Genomic DNA, 17,532 nt, shown 5'->3' on the forward strand with positions numbered 1-17,532 from the left:
GTCTGCCACCAGTGGCGGGGAGAAAAGACGGCTTTCACGGCGGCGGCGCGGTTGCTGGCGTGGTTGGACGGGGCGTCGGCAGGGCCGGGCCGGGTTCCCGTGGGACCCGGCCCGGTTCAGACTGCGATTGTAAGGGAGCGTCCCGTTTTTTCCGAGGACGTCAGCCGGCCTGGCCGCCGCCGGTGTCGCGTGCGCCCGACGAAGCGCCGCCGGCGTCGCCTGGCGCGTCCGCCACACCGGCCGCGCCGGCCGCGTCGCCGCCAGCGCCATCGGGCGGCGTGCCGGCGGCGCCTTCGGCAGCCGCCTCCGCGGCCTCCTCGGCAGCGGCTTCGGCGGCTGCCTCGGCCGACACCTCGGCGGTCTCGTCGTCGCCTTCCAGCTCTTCCGACGGCAACTCGCCCTCGCCGGCGAAGACTTCCAGCACGCGGCACGACACCTCGAGCGAGATCTCGTCGGTGGCGCCGATCTCCAGCAGCACCTGGGTGCCGCGCGCGGCCTGGGCCAGCTCGGGCACGCGCGTGACCAGCGGGATCTCGGCAAAGCGCACCGCGCCTTCCTTGAGCACCGAGGCCATCATGCGCTCGCGCTTTTCCTGGCCCAGCCAGCGCAGGCACCAGTAGCGCTCCATGGTGGACTGGTGGTCGGCGTAGGCCGCATAGGTGCCTTCGAAGTCGGCCACGGCCGCCAGCAGGTCGGCGTCCTTGGGCTTGAACGGCGCCACCAGCTTGGCGGTGACGCCATGCTGGGCCACCGCCAGGATCTGCCACTGGTTGACCAGGTCGACATAGCGGCGCAGCGGCGAGGTGCTCCACGCGTATTGCGCCACGCCCAGGCCTTCATGCGGCGCCGGGTAGGTCTGCATGCGGGTGCGGTGCATGCCCCAGGCCTTCTGCGTGCGGTAGATGCCCGGCACGCCGTGGTCGGCCAGCAGCTTGCCCCAGGTGCTGTTGGCCAGGATCATCAGCTCGGCCACGATCTTGTCCAGCGGCGAGCCGCGCCGGCGCTGCTCGATGCGCACGCGCTCGCCGCCGTCCGGCAGCACGTCGAGGTAGAAGTTGTAGTCCGCGCGGTTGTGCGACTCCGGGCGCAGGCCGCTGGCCAGGCGCGCCTTCTGGCGCTCGTCGTGCAGCCAGCCGGAGAAATGCCAGAGCTGGGTCAGTTCGGGGCGGAACGGGTAGTCGCCGCTGCCGTCGGCCAGCGCGGCCTCGGTCACCACGTCTTCGAGCAGGTTGTGGCGCAGGTTGGCCGCGATCATGACCATCTCGGCGCGGGTCTCGCTGCCGAGGATCATCTGCAGCGCCGGGTCGTAATCGACATAGAGCGACAGCGCCGGGCATTCGCGCCCTTCCTGCAGCGTGTAGCGCTCCACCACGGCGTCGGGCAGCATGGTGATCTTGTCGCCGGGGAAATAGACCGTGGACAGGCGCTGGCGCGCCACCGCGTCGAGCGGCTCGCCGCGGCGGATACCCAGGCCCGGCGCGGCGATGTGGATGCCGACGCGGATCTTGCCGCCGTCCAGCGGCGTGACCGACAGCGCATCGTCGATCTCGGTGGTGGTGACGTCGTCGATCGAGAACGCCTGCACGGCCGCGCGCGGCAGCTCGCCGGCGGGCTCCGGCACCGCCACCTCGGGGAAGCCGGTGCCCTTGGGGAAGCACTCCGAGAGGAACTTGGCCTCGTGCAGCGCGCGCGGGCTGGCAATGCCGCCCACCGCCACCATCAGCCGCATCGGCGACATGCCCAGCGCGGTGCAGGCGGCGTCCATCGCCTTGTATTCGAGGCTGTTCTTGTCGGGCTTGAACAGCAGTTGCAGCGCCTTGCCGCGGAACGCGTCGGGCAGCGTCAGGGCCTTGAGCTGGGCCTCGTACTCGGCCTGCACCTGGGCCTGCTGCTTCTTGCGTTCGAGCGCGGCCAGGGCCGCCTTGAGCTGGTCTTCCGGCGCGCGCTGGTAGCGGCCCCGCCCCTTGCGGCGGAAATAGACCGGGTTGCCGTGCAGCGCCTGCGCCAGCGCGGCCTGCTGCACCACGCCCGCGCCCGCGCCGTAGTATTCGGCGGCCAGGTCGGCGAAGCCGAACTCCTCGTCCGCGGCGCATTCCCACAGGAAATCGAGGTCGATCTCGCCGACCAGCTCGGCGGTCTGGCGCACCAGCTCGATCGCCGAGGGCTGCGCAAACTGCAGCAGCACGTCGCGCGACTTGACCTTGGTGCGCTTGCCCGCGGGCAACTCCACCTGGTAGGCCTCGCCCTGCTGGGTCAGCACGGTGCCGGCGCGAATCTCGCCGCCTTCTTCGAACAGCAACTGCATGGATCGGTACTTTCAGAAATGCCGGGAGCCGCCCGGTGGAACCGGCGCCTGGCGTCAGGTAACGCCGCTCGGAACGGCCCGGCAGGAGAAATGATGCGAGGAGCCGCCTTCAGGCGAGGCGGCGGCCGGACCCGAGATGATACCGCACCGCGCCGGCCGCCAGCCGGGCGCGGCCCCGGTGGTCACAGCGACATGCCGCCGCTGGCCTCGATCGCCACGCCGTTGACGTAGCTGGCGTCGTCGCTGGCGAGGAAGGCATAGATGCTGGCGATCTCGGCCGGCTCGGCCAGGCGGCGCAGCCAGCACGAGGACTTCATGCCCTCCAGCACCTTCTCCGGCACGGTCTGCAGGATTTCGGTGGCGACGAAGCCCGGGCACACCGCGTTTACGCGCACGCCCTTGGGGCCCAGCTCGCGCGCCCAGGTCTTGGTGAAGCCGATCACGCCGAACTTGCTGGCGGCGTAGTTGGTCTGGCCGAAGTTGCCGTAGAGGCCGACCACGCTGGATGCATTGAGAATCACACCGCGACCCTGCTCGGTCATGATCTCCGCCACCGCCTGGGCGCAGTTGAACACGCCCTTGAGGTTGACGTCGATCACGGCGTCGAACTGGGCCTCGCTCATCTTGACCAGGCGCGCGTCCTTGGTGATGCCGGCGTTGTTGACCAGGATGTCGATGCGGCCGTGCGCGGCGAGCGTGGCGGCCACCATGGCATCCACCTCGTCGCGGCGGGTCACGTCGACCTTGAACGCCAGCGTGGCCGCGCCGGCCTGCGCGAGCGCCGCCGCGGCGGCGCGCACGCGTTCCTCCTGCACGTCGCACAGCACCACGGTCGCGCCCTCGGCGGCGAAGCGCTGCGCGGTGGCAAAGCCGATGCCGGCAGCCGCGCCGGTAATGATGGCAACCCGTCCCTGCAATTTCATGATGTCGGTCTCTTCTTCTTGATGGCGTTCTTGTTTGTGTTCTCTCTGCGTACTTGCTGACGTCCTGGCTACGGCCGCGGTTTCATGGCGTGCCGGCCAGCTCCGGCGCGCGGCGCGCCACCAGGTCCGGCAGGAAGACTTCGGTCACCAGCATGGCGCCGCCGCCGCGCCGGAACAGCGAGCGCCGCGCCGGCAGCGCCACGTTCGGGCCCAGCTCGCGCATGGCCGGCACCGCCCGCAGCAGGCGCTGGCGCAGCGGGTGGTGCGCCGGCAGGCGGGCAAAGGCGAACGGCTCGCGCCGCACGCGCGGGTCGACGAACAGGGCGCCGCCGAGCGGGCGCTCGCCCAGGCCGCGCAGGAAAGGCCAGTCGCGCCGGGCGTGCGCGGCGACCACCACGGTGTGGGCGAAGATGGCCGGCGTGCCGTCGCACATCAGCAGCACCTCGCGCGCCAGCGCGCGGCGGCGCGCCGGCAGCCCCAGGGCCTGCCATTCGTCGGCCAGCGCCACTTCCATGCGCTGCGCCAGGCGGCGCACGCGAAAGCGCGTCGAGGCGGCCACCAGGCGGGCGGTCAGCGAGCCCTCGCCGCACACCCAGCGCCGCAGGTTGGCGCCGATGGCGCGGTCCTCGGGCAAGTGGGCGTGCCAGGCGCTGCGGCGCAGGTGCGCCGCCTTCATGCTGCGTTCATGCCGGCATCTCCGGCATCTCCGGCTGCGCCGGGCCGCCGGGGCCGTAGCCGCAGAACGCCAGCACCTCGTCGACGTAGTCGGCGAATTCGCTGATGCCGTGGTCGCTGCCCTCGATCACGCGCGCATGCGCGCCGGGGAAGGCCGCCAGCATCTCGCGGTAGTCCAGCACCTCGTCGCCGGTGGCGGCCAGCAGGAGGTAGCGCTCGGGCCGGGTGATCGTCTCGACCCGCAGCGCCAGCAGTTCCTCCAGGTGATGCCGCTCGACCCGCACCGAGCCGCCGCCGTGCCACAGCGGCTGGTCGCCGAGGTAGCGCTCGAGGTCGGTCCACGGATGCACGGCCGGGTTGAGCAGCACCGCGCGGCAGCCGTGGCGCTCGGCCAGCCAGCGCGCGTAGAAGCCGCCCAGCGACGAGCCGACGATGGCCAGCGGCTGCGCGCCGCCCGCCTGCGACGCGGCGATGGCGGCCTGCGCCTGGGCGATGGCCGCCGCCGGCGACACGTTCAGCACCGGGCAGGCGTAGTAGCGCCCCGCGCCCCGGGCACGCATGCGCTCCTGCACCATGCGCGCCTTGAACGACTGCGGCGAGGAACGGAAACCATGCAGGTACAGCAGCATGCCGCGCCCCGCTCAGGCCGCCGCGCCGGCGGCGAAGGCATCCAGCAGCTTCTGGTGCACGCCGCCGAAGCCGCCGTTGCTCATCACCAGCACGTGGTCGCCCGGGCGCGCCGCGGCGCGCACCGCCCGCACCAGCGCGGCGAGATCGCTGAAGGCGGCGGCGCGCTCGCCCAGCGGCGCCAGCGATTCGGCCAGGTCCCAGCCGAGCGCGTCCTTGCCGCTGGCCGCGCCGTAGCCGAACACCAGGTCGGCCGCCTCCAGGCTGGCCGGCAGCTGCGCCTTCATCACGCCCAGCTTCATGGTGTTGGAGCGCGGCTCCAGCACGGCCAGGATGCGCGCCGCGCCGACGCGCCGGCGCAGGCCTTCGAGCGTGGTCTGGATGGCGGTCGGGTGGTGGGCGAAATCGTCATAGACGGTGATGCCGCCCGCCACCCCGCGCACCTCCATGCGGCGCTTCACGTTGGCGAAGCGCGCCAGCGAATCGATGGCCTGCGCCGGCGGCACGCCCACGTGGCGCGCCGCGGCGATCGCGGCCAGCGCGTTCATGCGATTGTGGGTGCCCTGCAGGGTCCAGTCGACGCGGCCTTGCACGGCGTCGCCGAACCAGACGTCGAAGCGGTCCCGCTGCGCGCGGGCCCCGTCCGGCTCGGCCCCGGCCGGCTCCCCCGCGCGCCACTCGCCCAGGCCGAACTGCTCGGTCTCGCTCCAGCAGCCGCGCTCGAGCACGCGCGCCAGGCTTTCTTCCATGCCGTTGACGATCAGCCGGCCCTGCTCGGGCACGGTGCGCACCAGGTGGTGGAACTGGGTTTCGATCGCGGCAAGATCCGGGAAGATGTCGGCGTGATCGTATTCGAGGTTGTTCAGGATGGCCGTGCGCGGGCGGTAGTGGACGAACTTGCTGCGCTTGTCGAAGAAGGCGGTGTCGTACTCGTCGGCCTCGATGACGAAGAAGTCCGATTCCGTCACCCGCGCCGACACGCCGAAGTTCTGCGGCACGCCACCCACCAGGAAGCCCGGCTGGTAGCCGGCGTCCTCCAGGATCCAGGCCAGCATGGAGGTGGTGGTGGTCTTGCCGTGCGTGCCGGCCACCGCCAGCGTCCACTTGCCGCGCAGCACATGCTCGCCCAGCCACTGCGGGCCCGAGGTGTAGGGCAGGTTGCGGTTGAGGATGGCCTCCATCAGCGGATTGCCGCGCGACACCACGTTGCCGATCACGAACAGGTCCGGCCCGAGCGCCAGCTGGGCCGGGTCGAAGCCCTCGATCAGCTCGATGCCCTGCGCCTCGAGCTGGGTGCTCATGGGGGGATAGACGTTGGCGTCGCAGCCGGTCACGCGGTGGCCGGCCTGCTTGGCCAGCACGGCCAGGCCGCCCATGAACGTACCGCAGATGCCGAGGATGTGAATATGCATGGAATTCGGGTCGCGGGGCGGCTCTGGCGGGCCGGGCCCCTGTTGCTACGGGATGGAAGGGGATTGTACCCGAGGGGTCTGGCGGCAATTGCCGGTATCTCGCCGGCGCGCGCGAACCCGCCGCGCCGCATAAACTCTAAAAGTCCAGCCTCCTCCCTCCGGTATCATCCCCCCATGTCACGCCGTCCGACCCTCGACCCCATCCGCCTGCGCGAGGAAATCGCCCAGGCCGCCGCCCGCATGATCGCGGAAGACGGCGCCGATTACGCCAGCGCCAAGCGCAAGGCCGCGCGCCAGCTGCTGGGCGACGTGCGCGTGGCCGGCGAGTGGCTGCCCGACAACGAGACCGTGGAAGCGGAGGTGCGCGCCTACCAGGCGCTGTTCCATTCCGACAGCCAGCCCCGCATCCTGGCCCTGCTGCGCCGGCTGGCGCTGCTGGCCATGCGGGACCTGGCGGGCTTCCGGCCTTACCTGGCGGGCGCCGTGCTCAACGGCACCGCGACCGAGCATTCGGATATCTATCTGCAGTGCTTTTGCGACAGCCCCAAGGACCTGACCCTGCACCTGCTGAATGCGGGAGTCGACTTCGACACCAGCGAATCGCGGCATTTCGCCGGCCGCGGCGACGTCGAGACGCTGAGCTTCCTGTGGAAAGGCCAGTGGCCGGCGCAGCGCGAAGCGCGCCTGCTGGCCGGCGAGGTCCGCGCCGAGCTCGGCCAGCCGGTCGGCATCCATATCGCGCTGTATGATGCGGACGACGAACGCGGCGCGGTGCGCGCCGATGCCGGCGGCCGCGTGGCGCGGGCCGACCTGGCCGCGGTGCAGGCGCTGGTGGCGCTGGCCGCACCCGATGTGCCCGGCACGCCGGCCGCGGCCTGACGTATAAACAGAGACAAGATAAAGACAAAGGCCGCCACGGTGCCGCCGCGCGCCTCGCTCCCGCATCCGACCCCACCCACTGCCATGACCGCCACCACCAGCCAACCCGCCCGCCGCAGCCGCCTCTGGATCTGGCTCGTCGCCATCGCCGCCGCCGTGGCCGGCGCGCTTGCCGGCCACTATGTGTTCTCGCCCAAGCCGGCCTCCGATGCCGCCGTGGAGACCTTCCTGAGCACCGAACTGCCCGACCCGCAGGGCGGCAAGCTCAGGCTGGCCGATTTCCGCGGCAAGACGGTGGTGGTGAACTTCTGGGCGCCGTGGTGCGGCCCTTGCGTGGAGGAAATGCCCGACCTGACCGCGCTGTACCAGGAGTATGCGGGCCGCAAGGTGGAATTTGTCGGCATCGGCATCGATTCGGCCAGCAATATCCAGCAGTTCATCAAGAAAGTGCCGGTGGCGTATCCGCTGGCGGTGGCCGGTTTCGCCGGCACCGAACTGTCGCGCAACTTCGGCAACGCGGCCGGAGGGCTGCCTTATACGGTGGTGATCGCGCCGGACGGCACCGTCACCTACCGGAAGATGGGTAGGGTTTCCCCTAGCGAACTGCGCTCGGCGCTACCGCGCGGATAACCCCAAGATCCTTGATTTGCGGTGAATTTCAACTAACCTTGTTCGATTGTCCCGCAATTTTTACGAATTACGCTCCATGTGGTGAAAAACGCCTGCCCCGGCGCGAAAATGCCGCCGGCGGCCGGAAAATCCGGGCTTGCCTATGTCTGCGCTGCTAGACAAATCACTCTAAGCTACGGTAATCTCCGCGCAATTTCGTTGAAATGGTCGAGCCGCCGTGATCGATACGCCGCCAGAAAGCCGCTCTGCCCGCTACCGCAAGGTGCTGGTCCTGCACGGGCCTAACCTCAATCTGCTGGGCACGCGCGAGCCGCAAACCTACGGGCATACGAAGCTCGTCGATATCGACCTGGCCCTGGCGCAGCGTGCGCGCGAAACCGGCCTTGCCCTGGCGACGTTCCAGTCCAACCACGAAGGCGCGCTGGTGGACCGCATCCATGCGGCGCGCGACGAGGGGGTCGACTTCATCATCATCAACCCGGCCGCCTACACGCATACCAGCGTAGCCTTGCGCGACGCGCTGGCCGGGGTGGCGATTCCGTTCGTCGAAGTCCACTTGTCGAACGTGCATCGCCGCGAGAACTTCCGTCATCACTCCTTCTTCTCCGATATCGCGGTGGGAGTGATCTGCGGACTTGGCTGGCAAGGCTACCTGCTGGCGCTGGACTATGTCCTCGGGCAGGCGCCTGAACCGGCGCCCCCCGCGGCCTGACCCGCCCGCTGATTTCGATTTCATGGACGATGACCGCGCCCCTGGCGCCTGCCTTGCCCGCTGCTCGCGGCGGACGGAGGCAATACGCCGGACGCATGCAATTTACCCGGACGCAGCCGCCACAGCGCAGCGCGCCGGACAACCCGATTCAGGAGGATAGAAGATGGACCTGCGCAAGCTGAAGACGCTGATCGACCTGGTGGCCGAGTCCGGCATCTCCGAGCTGGAAGTCACCGAAGGCGAAGGCAAGGTACGCATCGTCAAGGCGCCGCCCCAGGTGATCGCCGCGCCGGTGGCCATGCAGCCGGTGCAGGCGCTGCCGCCCGCGGCCGCTCCCGCCGCCCCGGCCGCCAGCGCCGAACCCGCTGCGCCGCAACTGCCTGCCGGCCATGTCGTGACCTCGCCGATGGTCGGCACCTTCTACCGCGCGCCGTCGCCGGGCGCCGCCGCCTTCGTCAACGTGGGCGACACCGTCAAGGAAGGCCAGACGGTCTGCATCATCGAAGCGATGAAGCTGCTCAACGAAATCGAGTCCGACAAGGCCGGCGTGATCAAGGAAATCCTGGTCGAGAACGGCCAGGCGGTCGAATACGGCCAGCCGCTCTTCATCATCGGCTGATACTGATCGGCATGCCGCGCCGCCCGCAGCCCGCGCCGGAAGATCCGGACGGCCGCGCCGGCGCCGGCGGACCGGACGTTCCCCGTCCGGCTGCCAGTTCCTCCGCCCGCACTCCGGCCGCGCCGCCGGGGAGCGCCACGAGCCACCGCGGCGGGACTGCCCTTCTCCTCGCAGAGAGTGACTATGTTTGAAAAAATTCTGATCGCGAACCGCGGTGAAATCGCCCTTCGCATCCAGCGCGCCTGCCGCGAGCTCGGCATCAAGACCGTCGTGGTCTATTCGGAAGCCGACAAGGAAGCCAAATACGTCAAGCTGGCCGACGAAGCCGTCTGTATCGGCCCGGCGCCCTCGCCGCTGTCCTACCTCAACATGCCGGCCATCATCTCGGCCGCCGAGGTGACCGACGCGCAAGCCATCCATCCGGGCTACGGCTTCCTGTCGGAAAACGCCGACTTCGCCGAGCGCGTGGAAAAATCGGGCTTCGTCTTCATCGGCCCGAGCCCCGAGAGCATCCGCCTGATGGGCGACAAGGTCTCGGCCAAGCAGGCCATGATCAAGGCCGGCGTGCCGTGCGTGCCGGGCTCGGAAGGCGCGCTGCCGGAAGATCCCAAGGAAATCCTGCAGATTGCCCGCAACGTCGGCTATCCGGTCATCATCAAGGCCGCCGGCGGCGGCGGCGGCCGCGGCATGCGCGTGGTCCACACCGAGGCGGCCCTGGTCAACGCGGTCAACATGACGCGCGAAGAAGCCGGCCGCGCCTTCGGCAACCCGGAGGTCTACATGGAGAAATTCCTGGAGAACCCCCGCCACGTCGAGATCCAGATCCTGGCCGACCAGCACCGCCAGGCGGTCTGGCTGGGCGAGCGCGACTGCTCCATGCAGCGCCGCCACCAGAAGGTCATCGAGGAAGCGCCGGCACCGCACATTCCGCGCCGCCTGATCGAGCGCATCGGCGACCGCTGCGCCGAGGCCTGCAAGAAGATGGGCTACCGCGGCGCCGGCACCTTCGAGTTCCTGTACGAGAACGGCGAGTTCTACTTCATCGAGATGAACACGCGCGTGCAGGTCGAGCACCCGGTCACCGAGATGATCACCGGCATCGACATCGTGCAGGAGCAGATCCGCATCGCCTTCGGCGAGAAGCTGCGCTGGCGCCAGAAGGACATCCAGCTGCGCGGCCATGCCATCGAATGCCGCATCAACGCCGAGGATCCGTTCAAGTTCATCCCGTCGCCGGGCCGCATCACCGCCTGGCACATGCCGGGCGGCCCCGGCGTGCGGGTGGACTCGCACGCGTATGATGGCTACTTCGTGCCGCCCAACTATGATTCGATGATCGGCAAGATCATCACCTACGGCGCCACCCGCGAGCAGGCCATCGCCCGCATGCGGATCGCGCTGTCGGAAATGGTGGTGGACGGCATCCAGACCAACGTACCGCTGCACCGCGAGCTGATGCTCGATGCCAACTTCGTCGAAGGCGGCACCAGCATCCACTATCTCGAGCATCGCCTGGCCCAGAAGACCGTGGCCAAGGGCGGCAAGATCTGAAGCCCGGCGCGGCCTGGTCCACTGCGTCAGAGAAAACGCCCCGGGTCGGCTGTGCATCGAGGCCGCAGGCTAGGCGCAAAGCGCAGCAATAGCTCGCTATTGCGAGCATTTGCAACGACGCATGCGGCCTTGAGGCGCAGTCGAACGGGGGTGCTTTGGAATGACGCAGTGGACTAACAACAACGGATCGACAAGGATCGCCAGTGGCATTTCAGGAATGTGTGATTGAAATCGCACAAGACCAGGCCGAAGCCTGGTCCGACGCGCTGTTCGACCTCGGCGCGCTGTCGGTCTCGGTGGAAGACGCCGATGCCGACACGCCCGACGAGCAGCCGCTGTTCGGCGAGCCCGGGCTGGAGCCGACGCGCCTGGCCTGGAACCGCTCGCGCGTGGTGGCACTGTTCGACGACGCCACCGACCCCGCGCTGGCGGTGGCCGCCGCCGCCAACGCGCTCGGCGCCGCCGCAGTGCCGGCCTACGTGCTGCGCCCGGTCGAGGACCAGGACTGGGTGCGCCTGACGCAATCCCAGTTCGCGCCGATCCGCATCGGCGAGCGCATCTGGGTGGTGCCGTCCTGGCACGAGGCGCCCGAGCCCGACGCCGTGGTGCTGGAGCTCGACCCGGGCCTGGCCTTCGGCACCGGCAGCCATCCCACCACGCGGCTGTGCATGCAGTGGCTGGAACAGAACCTCGGGCCCGGCGAGTCGGTGCTCGACTACGGCTGCGGCTCCGGCATCCTCGCCATCGTGGCGAAGAAGCTCGGCGCGGGCGACACGCTGGGCATCGACATCGACCCCAACGCGGTGGAAGCCTCGCGCCACAACGCGCAGCGCAACCGTGTCGAAGCCGCGTTCGCGCTGCCGCAGAGCGTATCCGAGGCCAGCTACGACCTGGTCGTGGCCAATATCCTGTCCAACCCGCTCAAGGTGATGGCTGCCATGCTGAGCGCGCGCGTGCGCCCGGGCGGCCGCCTGGTGCTGTCCGGCGTGCTGGAACGGCAGGCCGACGACGTCGCCGCCGCCTATGCGCCCTGGCTCGCCATGTCGGTATGGCGCAGCGAGGAAGGCTGGGTGTGCCTGCACGGCACCCGCGGCGAAGGCGCCGGCGTCCCGCACTGAGCCCGCCGATGGCCGCAGCCAAGCTCGTCACGCGTTGCCCGGCCTGCCGCACTGCCTTCCGGCTGGTAGCCGACCAGTTGCGCCTGCGCCAGGGGCTGGTGCGCTGCGGCCAGTGCGACACGGTCTTCGACGCGCGCGAGCACCTGATCGAGCTGCCCGCGCCCGAGGCGGCGCCCGCCGCCGAGCCGCAGGCCACGCAGGAGACGTCGGCGCACACCACGCCCGCCAGGCCACACCACCGCGCTGCGCGCACCCCGCACGAAAAGACCTTCGACGACACCCATGACGCCGTCCAGGACGGCGCCCACGAAGAGACCCGCGAAGAGACCCACGAAGCCGCGCATGCCCGTGCGCCGCGCGCCCCGCGCAAGCGCGCGCACGCCGAGGCGCATCCGGCGACGCATGCCGCGGCGGACGCCGCCGCCACGCAGCCGGCGCAAGCCGGCGCCGGACACGGCGACGCGCCGCCCGCGCCAGCCTTCGCCCCGCCCTTCGACCCCGGCTACGACGTGCCGGCGCTCGACGCGCCCACCATCATGCTGTACCAGACGCAGGCCGAGGCCGACCAGGCCGTGCAGGCCGCCGAGGCCGCCCGGCAGCAGGAGCGGGAGGCAGGCGGCACGGTCGCGGGCGTGGAAGACGACGAACCGTCCGCGGTCTTCGTCCCCGGTGTGATCGAGCAGGAGCCGGAAACGGCGGCAGCCCGCGAAGACGGCGTCGCGCCGGCGCAGACCGGGAGCGCGGCGGAAACGGACGCCGGGTCCGTGGCGGAACCACCCCGGGAGCCGGAAGCGGCCGCGGCAATCGAGACGACAGAGCCCGCCGCGACAGCAGCAGATGCCACCGCCGAGGCGGCTCCGGCGTCCGCGGCCACATCGTGGCCCACGCTGGACCCGAGGACGCTGTCCGACGACCTGCCGCCGTTCGCGCCCGCGGTCCGCGCGGCACCCGAAGAAGCCGCTGCCGCGCCCGCGGACAATGCTCATGAGGCACAGGCCGAGCCGACGGCCGCGCATGCCGCGACGCCACTGCCGCCACCGCCGCGGCCGCAAGCCGGCATCGACGATGCCACGCACACGGCCGGTATCGAAGAACATGCGGAAGAACATGCGGCCGACGCCCCGGCACCGGCCGCGCGGGAAAGCGGGCCCGCAAGCCATGCCGCGCCCGCCGAACCCGCCGCCGTCCCCAGCGCGAGCGGCTACCTGCGCGCCGAGGCCCAGGACGACTTCCCCGAGATCCCCGCCGCCGTCGCGCGCGAGCAGGCGGGGCGCCAGTGGGCCGGCCAGGGCACGCCCGACGCGCCGGTATTCGCGCCGGACTTCCTGCGCCACGCGCGCGCGCGCGATCCCGGCCCCGCCCGGCGCAAGCGGCGCCTGCAGAAGCTGGCGATCGCCGCGCTGGCGGTGGCGGCGCTGGCGCAGGTCACCTTCCTGGCGCGCAGCCAGCTCTCAGGCCAGTTCCCCCTGCTGCGCCCGGCCTTCGAGGCCCTGTGCGCGCCGCTCGGCTGCGAAGTGGCGCCGTGGCGCGACATCGACGCGCTGCGCATCGAAAGCTCGCAGTTGCAGAAGCAGGACGAGGAATCCGACGCCTACCTGCTGGCCGTCACCATGCGCAACCAGAGCCGCGCCACCGTGGCGCTGCCCGCCATCGAGCTGGTCATGACCGACCTGCAGGACCAGCTCCTGCTGCGCAAGGTGCTGCAGCCGGCGGACTATCTCGAGCCCGCGCAGAAGGCATTCGCCACGCTGGGCCTGCGCGCCGGCACGGAACTGCCGGTTCGGGTACGATTCCGGACGCAGCAGGCGGCGGCCAACTACCGCGTGCTGATCTTCTATCCCTGAATTCCACACGGGTTCGGCGCCCGCCCGGGCGCCCCCGCTGCGCGCCCCCGGCCCGCATGCTCGCCATGCGGGCCCTACATTTCACACAGGAGCACATATGAGCAACGTCACCCTCGGCGGCAACGCCATCGAAGTCGGCGGCAAGTTTCCGCAAGCCGGCGACAAGGCCCCCGCATTCTCGCTGGTCGGCAAGGACCTGAAGGATGTCGCGCTGGCCGACTTCGCCGGCAAGCGCAAGGTGCTCAACATCGTCCCGAGCCTGGACACCCCGGTCTGCCAGGCCTCGGCGCGCAAGTTCAACGAAGCCGCCAGCAGCCTGGCCAACACCGTGGTGCTGACCATCTCGGCCGACCTGCCGTTCGCGATGGGCCGCTTCTGCACCGCCGAAGGCCTGGCCAACGTGGTGCCGCTGTCGCTGATGCGCGGCGCCGGCTTCAAGGAGAGCTACGGCGTGGACATCAAGACCGGCCCGCTGGCCGGCGCGACCGCGCGCGCGGTGGTGGTGCTGGACGAGAACGACACCGTCAAGTACAGCCAGCTGGTGCCCGAGATCAAGAACGAGCCCGACTACGACGCCGCCCTGGCCGCGCTGAAGTAAGCGCGCCACCCGGCAGTCGCGGCCACCCGGTATCATGGGTGGCCTTTTTTTCGGCGGCCGCCGGCACCCGCGCGTGCCGGCGGCATTCGCCCGCCATCATCCGTTTACCCGATTCCCGATTACCCGCATTTGGAGAGAGCATGTCCAGCCTGATCTGTGGCTCCGTCGCCTACGACACCATCATGACGTTCGAGGGACGCTTCCGCGAACACATCCTGCCCGACCAGATCCACATGCTGAACGTGTCCTTCCTGGTGCCGGGCATGCGCCGCGAGTACGGCGGCTGCGCCGGCAACATCGCCTACACGCTCAAGCTGCTGGGCGGCGATCCGGTGGTCATGGCCACCGTGGGCGTGGACGCCGGGCCCTACCTGCAATACCTGCGCGGGCTCGGCATCAGCACCGAGCACATCCGCACCCTGCCCGACACCTTCACCGCGCAGGCAATGATCACCACCGACCTGGACAACAACCAGATCACCGCCTTCCACCCGGGCGCGATGAACCAGTCGCAGCTCTCGCACGTGCAGGACGCGCTCAAGGGCGCCAACCCGCCGGCGCTGGGCATCGTCGCGCCGGACAGCCGCGAGGGCATGCTGCACCACGCGCGCCAGTTCGCCGACGCCGGCGTGCCGTTCATCTTCGACCTGGGCCAGGCCATGCCGCTGTTCAACGGCGACGACCTGCGCCAGTTCGTTGAACTCGCCAGCTACGTCACGGTCAATGACTACGAAGCCCAGGTACTGCTCTCGCGTACCGGCTGGACCAGCGAGCAGGTCGCCGCGCAGGTGCGCGCCTTCATCGTGACCCACGGCGAGAAGGGCGCGAGCGTCCTGGCCGACCAGCGGCAGTACAATATTCCGGCCGTGCAGGCGGATCGCGTGGTCGATCCGACCGGCTGCGGCGATGCCTTCCGCGGCGGGCTGCTGTACGGCATCGAGCAAGGCCTCGACTGGGAAACCACCGGGCGCCTCGCCAGCCTGATGGGCTCCATCAAGATCGCGCACCAAGGTCCGCAGAACCACAAACCGTCGCGCGACGAAATCGGCCAGCGCTTCCAGTCGGCGTTCGGCTATCGCTACGAGTAACTTTTTCCGGGATCGATCTCATGCACACCCTGATTCGCACCAGCGCCCTCGCGCTCGCCGCCGCCGCCACGTTCGTGGCGGGCTGCGCCTCGCAATCGAACTCCGCCAGCATCTACACGCCCGGCCAGGCGCAGCGGGAGCAGACCCTGCGCTACGGCGTGGTGGAGAGCGTGCGTGAAGTGCTGATCCAGGGCGACCAGACCGGCGCCGGCACCATCGCCGGCGGCGCCATCGGCGGCATCGCCGCGGGCAGCACCATCGGCAGCGGCGGCGGCTCGATCGCGGCCGGCGTGCTGGGTGCCGTGCTCGGCGGCATCGCCGGCAGCGCGGCGGAAAACAAGATCAACCAGCGCCGTGGCCTGGAGATCACCGTCAGGCTCGACAACGGCGAGATGCGCGCCATCGTGCAGGACGCCGACGAAGCGTTCCGGCCCGGCGAGCGCGTGCGCCTGCTGTCCTCGGGCGGCACCACCCGCGTGACCCACTAGGAAATTGCCCTAGGACGATCCCGATGCCGTTGCGCGGCGTTGCCGCCGCGGCTTGGAGATCCGCCTGCGGCGACGTCTGCAGGCCCGCCAGGCCGCTCGCCGAGGCGCCGGCTCCCCACACGGAGCGGCGCCTTTTTTATTTGCCCCAGAACCGCCCCACGCCGCTCCACGCCGCTCCATGCCGCTGCGCGCGGCCATGAAAAAACCCGCCGGGCTTGCGCCATCGGCGGGTTGGCAAGACTGGCGTCTTGCAGACCGGATACGGCGTATCCGGTCGGTGCGGCACGCGCTGCGTGCCTTGGGGATTCCCTCGGGAATCCGTCGGCGGCACAGCTTACGGACGGGTGCCCGTCGGGAACGGCCACGCGGCGGCCGGGTTCAGCACGGTCTTCGAAGTGGTCGCGGGAGCGGCAGCAGGCGCAGCGGCAGGCTTGGCAGCAGGCGCAGCCTTCTTGGCGGCAGCCTTCTTGGCCGGGGCCTTCTTGGCAGCAGCAGCCTTCTTGGCCGGTGCGGCCTTCTTGGCGGCAGCCTTCTTGGCCGGCGCAGCCTTCTTGGCAGCAACCTTCTTGGCCGGTGCGGCCTTCTTCGCCACGACCTTCTTGGCAGCAGCCTTCTTGGCCGGTGCGGCCTTCTTCGCTACGACCTTCTTGGCGGCGGCCTTCTTCGCCGGTGCAGCCTTCTTGGCCGGCGCTGCCTTCTTCGCTACGACCTTCTTGGCAGCAGCCTTCTTCGCCGGCGCAGCCTTCTTGGCAGCCGGTGCAGCCTTCTTCGCCACGACCTTCTTGGCGGCGACCTTCTTCACGGCGGCCTTCTTGGCCGGGGCTGCTGCCTTCTTGGCAGCAGGCTTGGCGGCCTTCTTGGCCGCCGGTTTCTTCTTTGCAGTCGTTGCCATGGATAACTCCTTCACTAGAGAGTGAATATCGAATGACCTAAGTTGGCGACCCGACCGACCCGAGGCGCGATACAGCGCTGCGACCCCAATCGAGCGAGCGATTCATCGGCGCACGGCAACACTGCGTCCGCACGCTAATGAATTCGGTGGCAGGGGCACCGCGGCGCGCGGTGCGAATGTGGTCAAGCGGAGCCCGCAGCCGGGCTTCTGACGCTTGCCGCGCCCTGGAATATTCGATCTGCCCGCGCCATCCGCCGGATCGGCGCGCAGCATGAAAAGAAGAGATATCGGCCGGCACTGCCACGATGCGGGCTAGGCCACGCGCACCGCGGTCGGCATTCGTCTGGGGGTAGTTCGCCCATCCCGCTACTGGGCCAAAGGAGACTGCACGCGTTTTAGAAAACCAGTACGGCTTGGTCTGCGTCAAAGTTCTAGTGCTCCTGAGCTACCTGTCTCATTGCATCGAAGCTGGTGGCGCTCGTCGTCCGCCTGTCGTCGGCGTGTTGTCCTGCATCGCGTCCGACATCGCCGTTGGATCCTGCTGCGGCGATCCTGCTTCCGTCCTGCCTTGCTCTTCGTCCTGCCTCGCTCGTGCTTCGCACTTGCTTCGAGCTTGCCGGCACTTCGAGCTCGCCGTCTTGAGCTTGCTGTCCTGAGCTTGCCAACTTCGACGACCACAGCCATGCAATGAAGTGAGACTCTTGTCAAGGCGAATCATAATTCGTTTGTTCGGCGATGTTAAGAAAAAAGTGCAAAAAAACTTGCGCGCGCGCATGACAACTTCGTCGTCTTCATCGTTGCGCATCGCCTGCCCCGACTTCGCATGCGCGCGGCGCGCTCTCGACGCGTTCCATCGCAGATGAAAACCACCTCGCGCGAGCATGTCGGCGCGACAAAAAAGGCCGCGCGGCGCGCGCGCGAAATCATCGCCACGATGCTTCGGATTTTTCCGCGCGCGCATCGCCGCGCTTGCCGGGAGCGCGCTTGCGCGGCGTCTTCACCGGTTCTCCCGTCATCCCGGAAAGCCGCACGGATAAAGGCTTTCCGGGATGCAGCAAGCGGTGCGCGCCAACGCCGCGCGCAAGACTTGTCGAGGGCGAGTGCGCATCGCGCGATGCCGCTGCCGCGCCCGGCGCACGGTGCCGCGACACGGCGCGCGGCGTCTCCCGAA

General features: G+C 69.6%; 17 protein-coding genes. 10 read left to right on the forward strand and 7 right to left on the reverse strand.

Annotated features, from left to right (window positions below):
- Nucleotides 1–160: 160 nt before the first annotated feature.
- The 5 genes from ACKI2N_RS16595 to mpl form a co-directional block, all read right to left on the reverse strand.
- Complete coding sequence (locus ACKI2N_RS16595) at nt 161–2,305, reverse strand: ribonuclease catalytic domain-containing protein (protein ID WP_420996418.1); 2,145 nt, start codon at nt 2,303–2,305, stop codon at nt 161–163.
- A 182-nt stretch (nt 2,306–2,487) separates the two neighbouring features.
- Nucleotides 2,488–3,228 carry a 3-oxoacyl-ACP reductase FabG gene (gene fabG, locus ACKI2N_RS16600; RefSeq protein ID WP_420996419.1) on the reverse strand — a complete coding sequence of 247 codons (741 nt, stop codon included), beginning with the start codon at nt 3,226–3,228 and terminating at the stop codon, nt 2,488–2,490.
- 82 nt (nt 3,229–3,310) lie between these two features.
- On the reverse strand, nt 3,311–3,904 hold the full coding sequence (locus tag ACKI2N_RS16605) for a chorismate--pyruvate lyase family protein (protein ID WP_420996420.1): 594 nt from the start codon (nt 3,902–3,904) through the stop codon (nt 3,311–3,313).
- Nucleotides 3,905–3,911: 7 nt separating this feature from the next.
- The gene (locus ACKI2N_RS16610; protein WP_420996421.1) at nt 3,912–4,532 is read right to left on the reverse strand and encodes a YqiA/YcfP family alpha/beta fold hydrolase; all 621 of its coding nucleotides are present in this window, start codon (nt 4,530–4,532) and stop codon (nt 3,912–3,914) included.
- 12 nt (nt 4,533–4,544) lie between these two features.
- Nucleotides 4,545–5,942, reverse strand: a complete 1,398-nt coding sequence (gene mpl, locus ACKI2N_RS16615) for a UDP-N-acetylmuramate:L-alanyl-gamma-D-glutamyl-meso-diaminopimelate ligase (RefSeq protein ID WP_420996422.1) — start codon at nt 5,940–5,942, stop codon at nt 4,545–4,547.
- 174 nt (nt 5,943–6,116) lie between these two features.
- On the opposite strand from mpl, the gene ACKI2N_RS16620 reads away from it, so the two are divergent.
- The 10 genes from ACKI2N_RS16620 (at nt 6,117) to ACKI2N_RS16665 (ending at nt 15,469) form a co-directional block, all read left to right on the forward strand.
- On the forward strand, nt 6,117–6,821 hold the full coding sequence (locus tag ACKI2N_RS16620) for a UDP-N-acetylmuramate--alanine ligase (protein ID WP_420996423.1): 705 nt from the start codon (nt 6,117–6,119) through the stop codon (nt 6,819–6,821).
- 84 nt (nt 6,822–6,905) lie between these two features.
- Complete coding sequence (locus tag ACKI2N_RS16625) at nt 6,906–7,451, forward strand: TlpA family protein disulfide reductase (RefSeq protein ID WP_420996424.1); 546 nt, start codon at nt 6,906–6,908, stop codon at nt 7,449–7,451.
- Nucleotides 7,452–7,668: 217 nt separating this feature from the next.
- Nucleotides 7,669–8,163, forward strand: coding sequence for a type II 3-dehydroquinate dehydratase (aroQ, locus tag ACKI2N_RS16630; RefSeq protein WP_020204292.1), 495 nt, complete (start codon nt 7,669–7,671; stop codon nt 8,161–8,163).
- Between the two features lie 163 nt (nt 8,164–8,326).
- A complete protein-coding gene (gene accB / locus ACKI2N_RS16635) occupies nt 8,327–8,782 on the forward strand; it encodes an acetyl-CoA carboxylase biotin carboxyl carrier protein (RefSeq protein WP_420996425.1) in 456 nt (151 codons plus the stop codon).
- A gap of 183 nt (nt 8,783–8,965) precedes the next feature.
- Complete coding sequence (accC, locus tag ACKI2N_RS16640) at nt 8,966–10,333, forward strand: acetyl-CoA carboxylase biotin carboxylase subunit (protein WP_420996426.1); 1,368 nt, start codon at nt 8,966–8,968, stop codon at nt 10,331–10,333.
- Nucleotides 10,334–10,536: 203 nt separating this feature from the next.
- A complete protein-coding gene (prmA, locus tag ACKI2N_RS16645) occupies nt 10,537–11,451 on the forward strand; it encodes a 50S ribosomal protein L11 methyltransferase (protein WP_420996427.1) in 915 nt (304 codons plus the stop codon).
- Nucleotides 11,452–11,459: 8 nt separating this feature from the next.
- A complete protein-coding gene (locus ACKI2N_RS16650; RefSeq protein ID WP_420996428.1) occupies nt 11,460–13,295 on the forward strand; it encodes a DUF3426 domain-containing protein in 1,836 nt (611 codons plus the stop codon).
- Nucleotides 13,296–13,392: 97 nt separating this feature from the next.
- Nucleotides 13,393–13,893, forward strand: a complete 501-nt coding sequence (tpx, locus tag ACKI2N_RS16655; RefSeq protein ID WP_420996429.1) for a thiol peroxidase — start codon at nt 13,393–13,395, stop codon at nt 13,891–13,893.
- Between the two features lie 140 nt (nt 13,894–14,033).
- On the forward strand, nt 14,034–14,981 hold the full coding sequence (locus ACKI2N_RS16660) for a carbohydrate kinase family protein (protein WP_420996430.1): 948 nt from the start codon (nt 14,034–14,036) through the stop codon (nt 14,979–14,981).
- A 20-nt stretch (nt 14,982–15,001) separates the two neighbouring features.
- Nucleotides 15,002–15,469, forward strand: coding sequence for a hypothetical protein (locus ACKI2N_RS16665; RefSeq protein WP_420996431.1), 468 nt, complete (start codon nt 15,002–15,004; stop codon nt 15,467–15,469).
- A 334-nt stretch (nt 15,470–15,803) separates the two neighbouring features.
- On the opposite strand, the gene ACKI2N_RS16670 is transcribed toward ACKI2N_RS16665, so the two are convergent.
- Together ACKI2N_RS16670 and ACKI2N_RS16675 are read right to left on the reverse strand one after the other, a co-directional pair.
- Complete coding sequence (locus tag ACKI2N_RS16670; protein WP_420996432.1) at nt 15,804–16,361, reverse strand: histone H1-like DNA-binding protein; 558 nt, start codon at nt 16,359–16,361, stop codon at nt 15,804–15,806.
- 454 nt (nt 16,362–16,815) lie between these two features.
- On the reverse strand, nt 16,816–17,322 hold the full coding sequence (locus tag ACKI2N_RS16675) for a hypothetical protein (protein ID WP_420996433.1): 507 nt from the start codon (nt 17,320–17,322) through the stop codon (nt 16,816–16,818).
- Between the last annotated feature and the right edge of the window lie 210 nt (nt 17,323–17,532).

The sequence above is a fragment of the Cupriavidus sp. 30B13 genome (assembly GCF_049059565.2).
GTDB lineage: Bacteria > Pseudomonadota > Gammaproteobacteria > Burkholderiales > Burkholderiaceae > Cupriavidus.

Bases quoted from the DNA above. Each gene is read 5' to 3' on its own strand.
- ACKI2N_RS16620 (WP_420996423.1), top strand. From the start codon at position 6,117: ATGTCACGCCGTCCGACCCTCGACCCCATCCGCCTGCGCGAGGAAATC.
- ACKI2N_RS16665 (WP_420996431.1), top strand. From the start codon at position 15,002: ATGCACACCCTGATTCGCACCAGCGCCCTCGCGCTCGCCGCCGCCGCC.
- mpl (WP_420996422.1), bottom strand. From the start codon at position 5,942: ATGCATATTCACATCCTCGGCATCTGCGGTACGTTCATGGGCGGCCTG.
- tpx (WP_420996429.1), top strand. From the start codon at position 13,393: ATGAGCAACGTCACCCTCGGCGGCAACGCCATCGAAGTCGGCGGCAAG.
- accB (WP_420996425.1), top strand. From the start codon at position 8,327: ATGGACCTGCGCAAGCTGAAGACGCTGATCGACCTGGTGGCCGAGTCC.
- ACKI2N_RS16660 (WP_420996430.1), top strand. From the start codon at position 14,034: ATGTCCAGCCTGATCTGTGGCTCCGTCGCCTACGACACCATCATGACG.
- ACKI2N_RS16595 (WP_420996418.1), bottom strand. From the start codon at position 2,305: ATGCAGTTGCTGTTCGAAGAAGGCGGCGAGATTCGCGCCGGCACCGTG.
- accC (WP_420996426.1), top strand. From the start codon at position 8,966: ATGTTTGAAAAAATTCTGATCGCGAACCGCGGTGAAATCGCCCTTCGC.
- ACKI2N_RS16625 (WP_420996424.1), top strand. From the start codon at position 6,906: ATGACCGCCACCACCAGCCAACCCGCCCGCCGCAGCCGCCTCTGGATC.
- ACKI2N_RS16650 (WP_420996428.1), top strand. From the start codon at position 11,460: ATGGCCGCAGCCAAGCTCGTCACGCGTTGCCCGGCCTGCCGCACTGCC.
- fabG (WP_420996419.1), bottom strand. From the start codon at position 3,228: ATGAAATTGCAGGGACGGGTTGCCATCATTACCGGCGCGGCTGCCGGC.
- ACKI2N_RS16605 (WP_420996420.1), bottom strand. From the start codon at position 3,904: ATGAAGGCGGCGCACCTGCGCCGCAGCGCCTGGCACGCCCACTTGCCC.
- ACKI2N_RS16610 (WP_420996421.1), bottom strand. From the start codon at position 4,532: ATGCTGCTGTACCTGCATGGTTTCCGTTCCTCGCCGCAGTCGTTCAAG.
- ACKI2N_RS16670 (WP_420996432.1), bottom strand. From the start codon at position 16,361: ATGGCAACGACTGCAAAGAAGAAACCGGCGGCCAAGAAGGCCGCCAAG.
- ACKI2N_RS16675 (WP_420996433.1), bottom strand. From the start codon at position 17,322: ATGCGCGCGCGGAAAAATCCGAAGCATCGTGGCGATGATTTCGCGCGC.